Source organism: Streptomyces sp. NPDC002870 (genome assembly GCF_042888505.1).
In the GTDB taxonomy this organism is placed as follows: domain Bacteria; phylum Actinomycetota; class Actinomycetes; order Streptomycetales; family Streptomycetaceae; genus Streptomyces.
On record NZ_JBIAPW010000047.1, the window covers coordinates 55802 to 66208 of the forward strand.

Here is a 10407-nt window from a genome sequence, read left to right on the forward strand (position 1 = left end):
CGAGCCGCCCTTGTGGCTGTCGCACATCCATAAATAAAATGTCACATGACATAGAGGGGTTCTGTCGGTATGACTACCACCACCTGGAACACCGCCCGCCCCTGGCGCGGCATCATGGTCGCCACCGCCCTGCCGCTGCGCGACGACCTTTCCGTCGACTACGACGCCTACGCCGACCACGTCCGCCGGCTGCTCGACAACGGCTGCGACGGCGTCGTGCCCAACGGCTCGCTCGGCGAGTACCAGACCCTCACCGACGAGGAGCGGGCCCGCGTCGTGCGCACCGCGGTCGAAGTGGCGGGCGGCGCGCGGGTCATGCCCGGCGTCTCCGCCTACGGCAGCGCCGAAGCCCGGCGCTGGGCGGAGCAGGCTGCCGAGGAAGGCTGTGGCTCGGTGCTCCTGCTGCCCCCGAACGCCTACCGGGCCGACGAGTCGGCCGTGCGCGCCCACTACGCCGAGGTCGCCCGGGCCGGGGTGCCGGTCGTCGCGTACAACAACCCCACCGACACGAAGGTCGACCTCACCCCCGGCATGCTGGGCCGGCTGCACCAGGACGGCAGTGTCGTCGCCGTGAAGGAGTTCACCGGTGACGTCCGCAGGGCGTACGAGATCGCCGAACTCGCTCCGGAACTGGATCTGCTGATCGGCGCCGACGACGTCCTGCTCGAGCTCGCCGTCGCCGGTGCCGTCGGCTGGATCGCCGGATACCCCAACGCCTTCCCCGCCAGCTGCTCCACGCTGTACCACGCCGCCGTCGCAGGTGACCTGGCCACGGCACTCCCGCTCTACAAGTCCCTGCACTCCTTGCTGCGCTGGGACTCCAAGACGGAGTTCGTCCAGTCCATCAAGCTGTCCATGGACATCGTCGGGCGGCCCGGCGGGCCCACCCGCCCGCCGCGTTTCCCGCTCACCGGCGAGACGGAAGCGGGGGTACGGGCTGCCACCGAGAAGGCTGTCGCCGACGGCCACCGCTGACCACTCCGCCCGCTGACCACTCCGCCCGCTGACCGAAAGGAAGCCCGTGCGTACGCGCCATGTCTTCCACGCAGTCGACTCACACACCGAGGGGATGCCCACGCGCGTCATCACCGGCGGCGTCGGTACGATCCCCGGCGCCACCATGGCCGAGCGGCGGCTCCACTTCATCGAGCACATGGATCATCTCCGTACGCTCCTGATGTACGAGCCGCGTGGCCACGCCGCCATGAGCGGCGCCATCCTCCAGCCGCCCACCCGCCCCGACGCCGATTTCGGAGTCCTCTACATCGAGGTCTCAGGGCTGCTCCCGATGTGCGGACACGGCACCATCGGAGTCGCCACCGTCCTGGTCGAGACGGGCATGGTGCCGGTTACCGAACCGGTCACCACGGTCCGGCTCGACACCCCGGCGGGGCTCGTGACCGCCGAGGTCCAGGTGACGGACGGGGCGGCAAGGGCGGTCACGCTCACCAATGTGCCGGCCTTCTGTGCCGCTCTGGACAGCCGGGTTTCCGTGCCCGGCCATGGCACGGTCACCTACGACCTAGCGTTCGGCGGGAACTTCTACGCCTTCGTCGAACTCGACGCGCTGGGGCTGCCGTTCGACCGGGCACGCAAGGACGACCTGCTGGCCGCCGGGCTCGCCATCATGGAGGCGATCAACGCCTCGCCGCAGCGGCCCGTGCACCCCGAGCGCCCGGAGATCGCCGGAGTCAAGCACGTGTACCTGGCAGCTCCCGGCTCCGACGCCCGCCATTCCCGGCACGCGATGGCCATCCATCCCGGCTGGTTCGACCGCTCCCCGTGCGGCACGGGCACCTCGGCCCGGATGGCCCAGCTGTACGCGCGCAGGCAGCTGCCCCTGGGCCGCGACTTCGTCAACGAGTCCTTCATCGGAACCCGCTTCACCGGCCGCCTGATCGAGAAGACCACCGTCGGCGCGGTGCCCGCCGTCGTGCCGACCGTCACCGGACGGGCCTGGATCACCGGCACTGCCCAGTACTTCCTCGACCCCGACGACCCCTTCCCCGGAGGCTTCCTCCTGTGACCGCCACCGCATCCCTCATCACCTCACGCAATCCGGCCGACCCGTCCGACGTAGTCCTTCAGATTCCGTCTCCCGGCGCCTACGCGGCGGTCGACGCCGTGGATCGGGCGCGCGCCGCCCAGCCGGGGTGGCTCCTCGGCGGGGCGGCCGCCCGCTCGGCCGCTCTCGGGTCCGTCGCCGACGCCATCGATGCCGCGGCGGCCGAGCTGACCGCGCTCGCCGTCCGGGAGGTCGGCAAGCCCCTCGCCGAAGCCCGCGCCGAGGTCGCGCGCACGGTTGCGATCTGGCGCTACCACGCCCAGGCCCCGTACGAGCCCGTCGGCGCGGTCCACGAGACCGCCGTGGGCCCCGGCCTGCTGCTCACCCGCCGCCGACCGCACGGCGTGGCCGGACTGATCACGCCCTGGAACTTCCCCTTCGCCATTCCGAGCTGGAAGGCCGCCCCGGCGCTCGCGGTCGGCAACGCGGTCGTCCTCAAGCCGGCCCCCGAGGCCACCGCCTGTGCACAGCGCCTGGCCGAGATCGTCCAGCGGGCCCTGCCGGCAGGGGTGTTCACCGTCCTGCCCGGCGGGGCGACGGAGGGCAACGCGCTCGTCTCCTCCGCCGATGTGGTCTCCTTCACCGGTTCGACCGCCGTGGGACAGGCCGTCGCACGCGGCGCCACCGCCCGAGGCGTTCCGGTCCAGGCCGAGATGGGCGGTCTGAACGCGGCGATCGTCCTTCCCGACGCCGACATCGAGCAGGCCGCGGCCCACATCGCCACCGCGATAGGCGGGTACGCGGGCCAGAAGTGCACCGCCACCAGCCGCGTGATCGCGGTGGGCGAGGCGCTGGACCCGCTGCGCGAGGCGCTCTCAGAGGCGCTGCGGGCCCTTCCGGTCGGCGATCCGTCCGATGCGGCGATCGTGAGCGGGCCCCTCATCAACCAGCACGCCCGCGATCAGGTCTGCGACGCCTGGCACGGCCTGTGCGCGCTGGCCGGCGGCACCGTGCCGGACGGGCCTGGCTGGTACGCGGCCCCGACGCTGGTCGAGAAGGTCCCCCCGGGGCACCGCCTGCTGCGCGAAGAGGTCTTCGGACCCGTAGCTGCCCTGCTGTCCGCCGAGGACGTGGTCCACGCGGTGCGGATCGCCAACTCCGTGCCGTACGGCCTGGTCACCTCGGTGCACACCGCAGATCTGAACACGGCGCTGTGCGGACTCGACCGGCTCGACACCGGAATGATCAGGATCAACGCACCGTCCACCGGCGTCGACTTCCACCTGCCGTTCGGAGGCGCCAAGGCATCCAGCCACGGGCCGCGCGAACACGGCCGGGCGGCGCTGGAGTTCTACACCTCCAGCCGGACCTACACCCTGTCACCTACAAAGGCAACGTGACATTGTACGGTGGGTTCGTACCGGACCGAAGGGATCAAGAACTCCATGGGGCACCTGAAGCACACCGATCTCAACGCCACACGGGAGCGGCTGCGCGACCAGGTGAGCAACGCCCTGCGAGCGGCTTTGATCTCCGGTGAGCTGCGGCCGGGCATGGTCTATTCGGCGCCCACGCTCGCCGAGGACTTCGGCATCTCCGCCACCCCAGTGCGCGAGGCGATGCTCGACCTGGCCCGTGAGGGCCTGGTCGAGCCCGTCCGGAACAAGGGCTTCAGGGTCACCGAGGTCAGCGAGCGCGACCTCGACCAGTACACGGAGATCCGTGCCCTGATCGAGATCCCCACGGTCGGCCTGGTCACCCGCAGCGCCGCGCGCGAGGAGCTGGAGGCGCTGCGCCCGGTCGCAGAGGAGATCGTCCGGGCAGCCCGTGACCACGACCTGACCGGTTACCTGGAGGCCGACCGGCAGTTCCATCTGTCGCTCCTCGCGCTCTCGGGCAATGAGCGCCTCGTCGAGACCGTCGGCGATCTGCGCAAGCGCTCCCGCCTCTACGGGCTCACCGGCCTGGACAAGCGCGGCGAGCTGATCCCCTCTGCCGAGGAGCACCTGGAGCTCCTCGACCTGATGCTCGCGGGCGAGGCCAAGAGGGCCGAGAAGTGCATGGCCAGGCACCTGGGGCATGTCCGCTCGCTGTGGGCCGGCAGCGGCGGCTCTTCCTCGGCCGGAACCGAGCGATCGGCGCGCGGCGCCGGAAAGCGCTCGGCCTGAGGCGCACAGGCCCCATAACGCGGTGCTATGCCCGAGTGAGGGCTCCTCGGAGCGGGTCGGTGATGCACGCTATCTGTGCAATGTCACACACCACAACGCCCCCCTGCTGTGAAAGGGACCCATGAACCCGGCGTACGCCACCACCGATCACTTCTTCACCGTCCCGCTGGACCACTCCCTTCCGACCGGCCCGACCATCCAGGTGCTCGCGCGCGAGGTCGTCGACCGGGCCCGCACCGATGAACAACTGCCTTGCCTGCTCTATCTGCAGGGTGGGCCCGGCGGCAAGGCACCACGCCCTTCGGCAGGTTCGCCGGGGTGGCTGCCTCAGGCACTGAAGACCCACCGGGTGTTGCTTCTCGACCAGCGCGGCACCGGCCGCTCCACCCCGATCACCGCTCGCACGGCCTCCCGGTTCGAATCCCCGGCCCGACTGGCCGCGCATCTGGCCTGCTTCCGCGCCGACGCCATCGTGGCCGACGCGGAACTGATACGCCGCCAACTGTGCGGCGACGCGCCCTGGGAGACGCTCGGCCAGAGTTACGGCGGCTTCGTCACCCTCACCTACCTCTCCCAGGCCCCGGAAGGTCTGCGGGCCTGCTACGTCACCGGCGGCCTCCCCGGTCTCACCGCGACCGCCGATGACGTGTACGCCCGCACGTACCCCCGAGTGCGGGAGCGGGTCCTCGAGTTCTACGCCCGCTACCCGGACGACGCCCCTCGACTCCGCAAGATCGCCGACCTCCTCGCGGCCGACGACATCCGGCTGCCGGGAGGGGACCGCCTCACGACCCGCCGCCTTCGCACCCTCGGCCTCGCTCTCGGCATGGGAGACGGCTTCGAACGGATCCACTGGCTGCTCGACGAATCCCTGGACCCGGACGGCGAGTTGACGGACACCTTCCTCCACCAGGTGGAGGCCCTCACCGGCTTCACCGACAACCCGCTGTTCGCCGTCATGCAGGAGACCGCGTACGGGCAAGGAGCCGGGCCGACCAGCTGGGCGGCCTCCCGGGCACTCGCAGGCCTCCCCGAGTTCGCCGAGGAGGCGGACCCTCTCCTGCTCACCGGGGAAATGATCTACCCCTGGATGCTCCAGGAGATCAAGGGCCTGCGCCCCTTCGCGGACGCCGCGGACCTCCTGGCCAAGCGCACCGACTGGCCGCCTCTCTACGACCCCCACCGCCTGGCCGCCAACCAGGTCCCCCTCGCCGCGGTCGTCTACCACGACGACATGTACGTCGACGCGGACCTCTCCCTGCGCACGGCGCGCGAAGTCGGTGCCACCCGTGCCTGGGTCACCAACGAGTGGGAGCACGACGGCGTCACCACCTCCGGCGGCCGCGTACTCGCCCGCCTGATGGATCTGGCCGCGGGCCGCGCCTAGCCGCCCATCCTCGCTCCGCCGCTTTTGCCGTATCAGTCATCGCCCGCCTCCGACAGGAGTCCCCATGTCTGTCCTGCCGACCTGTCTGCGCTTTGTCACCGCGGCTCTTGCCCTCGCCTCGTGCCTGACCGCCTCCGCCACGGCGAACGCGGCCGCCTCGCCCTCTGCGCCTCAGCCGGCCGTTCCCGCCTCCGATTGCGCGCTCCCCGGCAGGACCGGGTGGACCGACGAAGGCCACGACACCGATCGGGTCCAGTTCCAGCCCGCCACAGGAACCCGGCGCGTCCTGACGCTGTTCGTGGACTTCCCCGACGCCCGGGCCACCGACTCCACGGACGCGTACGCCGCTCAGCTCGCCCCGGCCGCCGACTGGATGCGCACAGCCAGCTACGGCCGCTCCGGACTCGCCATCACCTCACTGCACCGCTGGATCCGCATGCCGGCGGATTCGGACTCGTACGGCTTCGAACGCGGCCTCACCTTTGAGACGCACGAAAAGTACGTACGCGACGCGATCGCGGCCGCCGACCCGTACGCGGACTTCTCCCGCTACGACATGGTCTACACCGTCCCCACCAGGGCGGCGTCAGCGATCTCCTTCTCCCCGGCCTACCTCCACGACCCCGCCTCGTCCGGCGTGACCGCCGACGGCACCCGTCTGAAGTGGGCCGTGACCTTCGGACAGGACCTCTGGCGCTGGGGCCACAAGGTCGTCGCCCACGAGACCGGCCACACCTTCGGCCTCCCGGACCTGTACTCCTTCACCGGCGCCACCCATCAGTACGTCGGCGGCTGGGACGTGATGGGCGACATCGCCGGCCACGCTCCCCAGTACCTGGGCTGGCACTCCTGGAAGCTGGGCTGGACCCGCGACGCTCAGGTCGCCTGCCTGGCCGCCCCCGGACGGCGCACCGTACGGCTGACCCCCGTGGAACGGCCCGGCGGTACCAAGATCGCCGTACTGCGCATCAGCGAGACGACGGCGTACGTCGCGGAGTCCCGCCGGGCCGAGGGCAACGACCGGCACGCGTGCTCGGCCGGTGTCCTGATCTACAAGGTCGACTCCGCGACCCCGACCGGCGAGGGGCCGGTCCGGGTCATGAACGGCAACCGGTCCGCGACGCCGCGCACCGGCTGCACCGGACTCGACCTGGCGGCGTACACACCCGGCCAGACCTTCACGGACCCGGACGGCGGCGTCCGTATCGACGTTCTCGCAGGCGGCGGAGCGGGGGATGTGGTGCAACTCCGCATGTCCTAGGTCATGCGGTCGGGAGCCGATCCCGCCCACCGGTTCCGGCTCCGCCAGCTGCACATCTTCGGCTGGTCACGAGCGCCTCTTCGCGGCGGCCCGCCCCTCCCGCGGCAGGCGCATGCCGCCGCGGTCCCCTCTCACGCACCGTCAGGCGCGCTCACCGAAGCCGGCCACGCTGAGGCCACCGTCGACCGGAACCTGAGCGCCGGTCATGTAGCGCGCGTCGAAGCTCGCGAGGAAGGCGACGACTCCCGCGATCTCCGCGGCTTCGGCGACGCGGCCGAAGGGGATTCGCTCCGCGAAGGACATCACGACCGGCGTGTCGGGGGTGGCGCCCGCGGTGATCCCGGTGTTGAGCGTGATGGCGCAGCGCGCGACGGCGAAGGTACTGATCCTGCCCGCGTCATCCCTCAGACCGCTGATCCGCGACCGGTTGATCGCCGGATCGGCCTCCTCTGCCGAAATGGGGCTGCTCATGGCCCATGTGAAGCTGGTCGGCCAGACCTTCGACGGCCTCACCCCGTCAGGCGCGCAGGCCGCGCACAACGCCCTGATCGAGCTGGTCAAGGGGGTGCTGAGGCAGAAGGTCGACGGCACCGAGCCCCGCCTGGCCCTCACACTGGCCCAGGCGGCGAAAGACCTCGTGGACAGCCGACTCGCTGATCCAGATCTCTCCCCGTCGATGCTGGCCCGCGAACTCAACGTCTCTGTACGGACGCTGCACCGGGCGTTCGCGGCGGCCGAGGAGACCATCGCCGGGTACATCCGCCGCAGCCGGCTCGAACAGGCCAGGCTGGATCTGGTTACACCGAAGCCGTCGCCATACGCGCGGGGCACGCCTGGCTCGCTGTGGCGCATGCCACAAGATCCGTGGGGAACTCGCGCGTTGGCGCCATCGACTTCTGCGAAGAGGCTGCGGCTCGCTGGAACGGTGAAGGCGGCGACAGGTGTGGGAGGGGGCCCCGCTTCCATGGATCCCGGCGGGCGGGCCCGGCCGTCCCGCCCCGAGCGACCATCCAAGGCGGGCCCGGATCCATGCCGTCCGCATCACACCGATGAGGAGAACTGAATGAGCCTGAACCGAAGGGACTTGCTCCGGGCCTCGACCGCCGTCGGCGTCACCGGCGCGGTCGCGGGAGTCGCCGGACTCGGAGCCGGCCCGGCCGCCTCCGCGGCCGAGAGCAGCACCGCTGGGGGCGGGAAACCCTTCAAGGTGCACATCGTCATGTTCGACGGGGTGGAGGAACTCGACTTCGCAGCACCGTACGAGGTCTTCTCAGCCTCCCGTTTCTTCACGGACCGGGCGGTCGAGGTCCGCTATGTCACCGCCTCCCACCCCGGTTTCGTCCGCGCTTCGTACGGAACGCGAGTCCGCGTCGAGCACGGCTGGGCCCCGGACGAGGCGGACATCATCGTGGTGCCGGGCGGCGGCTACGCACGCCGCCAGGATCCCGGGGTGTGGGCCGAGATACGGCGGGGCACCCTTCCCCGCGCACTGGAAGCGGCGACCCGCCCAGGGCTCACCATCAGCGCACTGTGCACGGGCGTCATGCTGCTGTCCGCCGCCGGACTGACCCGAGGCCGGCCCTGTACCACTCACCACAAGGCGCGCCCGGACCTGGAGCGGCAGGGCGGCGTGCTGAAGAACGCGCGTGTCGTGGACGACGGCGATCTGGTGACGGCCGGGGGCATCACCTCGGGCCTGGAGCTCGCCCTGTGGCTGGTCCGCCGCGAACTGGGCCCCGACGCGGCGACGAGCGTCGAGGCCATGCTGGAGTACGAGGCCCGCGGCACAGTGTGGTCCCGGTAGGCGCGACCGAAGGGCTAGCCCGGCGCGTTGCTCGGCGGTCTCGCCAGGTCAGGGGCATAGGGCACGTGCTGACGCATGTTTGACGCATATTCTGATGGGGCGTCAGCATGCCAACCGGCTCCAGCCGCCCACCGGATCGTTCCCCCTGAGCAGGGCGACCTACCGTACTGCGCGCGCCCCAGTGGCGTCACGGCCTACCCGAGCGAGCCGTTTCGCCGGAGAAACCAGGCGCCGACCCCGCCGCCGAGCAGCGCCTCGCGCGCGGCCCTGCGCCGGGCGCGCGGAGGCGACTTCGTGGAAGCGACTTCGTACGGGGCGGGTCAGCCCACCGTGGTCATGCGCCGCAGACCGGCGTACTCCAGCGCCGCGTAGACGGTCACGATCAGCGCGCCGATCAGCATGAAGACGGTGCCGAAGCCGGTGAGCGGCACCATGCCGCCGAAGGCCAGCACGACACTGGCGACGGCGGACAGCGCGTTCACCGCGATCACGGCCCACACGAGACCGGGCGGGATCACCGGATACCCCGCGACCAGCGCCAGTGCCGCCGCCCCGCCGAGCTGGTAGATCCCGAACCCGACGGAGAACGGCACCGGCATCCCGGTGGCGGAACCGAGCGGCCCGGCGGCCGCGATCAGCACGACTCCCATCACGGCGGTGCTGACACTGTCGACGCGCAGCACCAGGCGCAGCAGCCGGGCCGTGTCGCGCGGGGGCGCCGCCGTGTCGGTCGTGGCCAGGGTGTGCGTCATCTCAGGACTCCTTCTCGCCGTCGGGGGTGATCCCACCGTGACACGCACCAGGTCGCGGACTCCATGACCTCCGAGGTCATGGCACTGCTCACGACGGCGGCTACGGTGGAAGCATGGAGACGGAAGACCTGCCCCGCGTCGGGGTGTTACTGCGGGACTGGCGGCAGCGCAAGAAGCTCAGCCAGCTGGATCTCGCGCTGAAGGCGGACACCTCGACCCGGCATCTGTCCTGTGTGGAGACCGGCCGCGCCCGGCCCAGCCGGGAGATGGTGCTCCGGCTCGCCGAACACCTCGAGGTGCCCCTGCGCGACCGCAACGGCCTGCTGCTTGCCGCCGGCTACGCCCCCGCCTACCGGGAGAGCCCCCTGGGCAGCGACCGGATGGCCATGGTGCGTACGGCGCTGACGACCATGCTGGCAGGCCACGACCCCTACCCGGCCGCCGCGATCGACCGGATCTGGGACGTCGTCGACTGCAATCGGGCCATGTCCGTGCTGCTCAACATGGTTGCGCCGCACCTGACGGACTCGGGCGCGAACGTCATGCGGCTGATCCTGCACCCCGACGGCCTGGCGCCCCAGTGCCTGAACTTCGCCGAGGTCCGCGCCCACGCCCTCGGCCGCCTCCAGCACCAGGTCAACGCCACCGGCCACCGCGATCTGCGCGAGCTGTACGACGAGGTCTCAGCCTATCCCGCCCCGCCGGGCCTCGCTTTCGCGCCCGGCCCGGTGGACCCGATGGGCTTCGTGGTCCCACTGAGGGTCCGCACGCCGTACGGGGACATGTCCCTCTTCAGCGTTATCGCGACCTTCGGCGCCCCCGCGGACGTGACACTCTCCGAACTCGCGGTGGAGACGTTCTTCCCTATGGACGAGGCGACGGAAGCGCTCCTGCGCGACTTGGCCACGCCGGGCGGCACGAAGCCGGACGCCTAGTAGGACTCCGTTAGGTCTTCCGGTCGGGCCTGATCGGGAGCATGTTGAATGGGTGGACGCACACGAAGTGAACCGTGTACGGGCGAAGTTGGCGC

Annotated in this window: 11 protein-coding genes; 9 read left to right on the forward strand and 2 right to left on the reverse strand. The window is 70.9% G+C overall.

The features are described from left to right. The first annotated feature begins 69 nt into the window (after positions 1-69). The 6 genes from ACFYWY_RS35130 to ACFYWY_RS35155 all read left to right on the forward strand — a co-directional run bounded on the left by ACFYWY_RS35130 (position 70) and on the right by ACFYWY_RS35155 (position 6821). Positions 70-975, forward strand: a complete 906-nt coding sequence (locus ACFYWY_RS35130) for a dihydrodipicolinate synthase family protein (RefSeq protein ID WP_389194574.1) — start codon at positions 70-72, stop codon at positions 973-975. Between the two features lie 46 nt (positions 976-1021). Next, on the forward strand, positions 1022-2026 hold the full coding sequence (locus ACFYWY_RS35135) for a proline racemase family protein (RefSeq protein WP_389194577.1): 1005 nt from the start codon (positions 1022-1024) through the stop codon (positions 2024-2026). After that, positions 2023-3405, forward strand: coding sequence for an aldehyde dehydrogenase family protein (locus ACFYWY_RS35140; RefSeq protein ID WP_389194580.1), 1383 nt, complete (start codon positions 2023-2025; stop codon positions 3403-3405). Before ACFYWY_RS35135 ends, ACFYWY_RS35140 begins: the two co-directional genes overlap by 4 nt. A 45-nt stretch (positions 3406-3450) precedes the next feature. Next, the gene (locus ACFYWY_RS35145) at positions 3451-4173 is read left to right on the forward strand and encodes a GntR family transcriptional regulator (protein WP_389194583.1); all 723 of its coding nucleotides are present in this window, start codon (positions 3451-3453) and stop codon (positions 4171-4173) included. 121 nt (positions 4174-4294) lie between these two features. Beyond that, positions 4295-5560, forward strand: a complete 1266-nt coding sequence (locus ACFYWY_RS35150; RefSeq protein WP_389194586.1) for an alpha/beta fold hydrolase — start codon at positions 4295-4297, stop codon at positions 5558-5560. 64 nt (positions 5561-5624) lie between these two features. Next, entirely contained in the window at positions 5625-6821 is a 1197-nt protein-coding gene (locus ACFYWY_RS35155; protein WP_389194588.1) for a M6 family metalloprotease domain-containing protein, read from the forward strand. 141 nt (positions 6822-6962) lie between these two features. On the opposite strand, the gene ACFYWY_RS35160 is transcribed toward ACFYWY_RS35155, so the two are convergent. Beyond that, complete coding sequence (locus ACFYWY_RS35160; protein WP_389194591.1) at positions 6963-7292, reverse strand: SDR family oxidoreductase; 330 nt, start codon at positions 7290-7292, stop codon at positions 6963-6965. On the opposite strand from ACFYWY_RS35160, the gene ACFYWY_RS35165 reads away from it, so the two are divergent. Next, positions 7291-7884: a hypothetical protein gene (locus ACFYWY_RS35165; protein WP_389194593.1), complete on the forward strand. Its 594-nt coding sequence runs from the start codon at positions 7291-7293 to the stop codon at positions 7882-7884. The genes ACFYWY_RS35160 and ACFYWY_RS35165 overlap by 2 nt on opposite strands. A gap of 6 nt (positions 7885-7890) precedes the next feature. Then, on the forward strand, positions 7891-8625 hold the full coding sequence (locus ACFYWY_RS35170) for a DJ-1/PfpI family protein (RefSeq protein ID WP_389194601.1): 735 nt from the start codon (positions 7891-7893) through the stop codon (positions 8623-8625). Between the two features lie 320 nt (positions 8626-8945). Here the strand turns inward: ACFYWY_RS35170 and ACFYWY_RS35175 are convergent, their stop codons facing one another. Then, positions 8946-9377 (reverse strand): hypothetical protein, encoded by a 432-nt coding sequence (locus tag ACFYWY_RS35175; protein WP_389194595.1) that lies wholly within the window; start codon positions 9375-9377, stop codon positions 8946-8948. Positions 9378-9490: 113 nt separating this feature from the next. On the opposite strand from ACFYWY_RS35175, the gene ACFYWY_RS35180 reads away from it, so the two are divergent. After that, entirely contained in the window at positions 9491-10312 is an 822-nt protein-coding gene (locus ACFYWY_RS35180) for a helix-turn-helix domain-containing protein (RefSeq protein WP_389194598.1), read from the forward strand. Positions 10313-10407 lie beyond the last annotated feature (95 nt).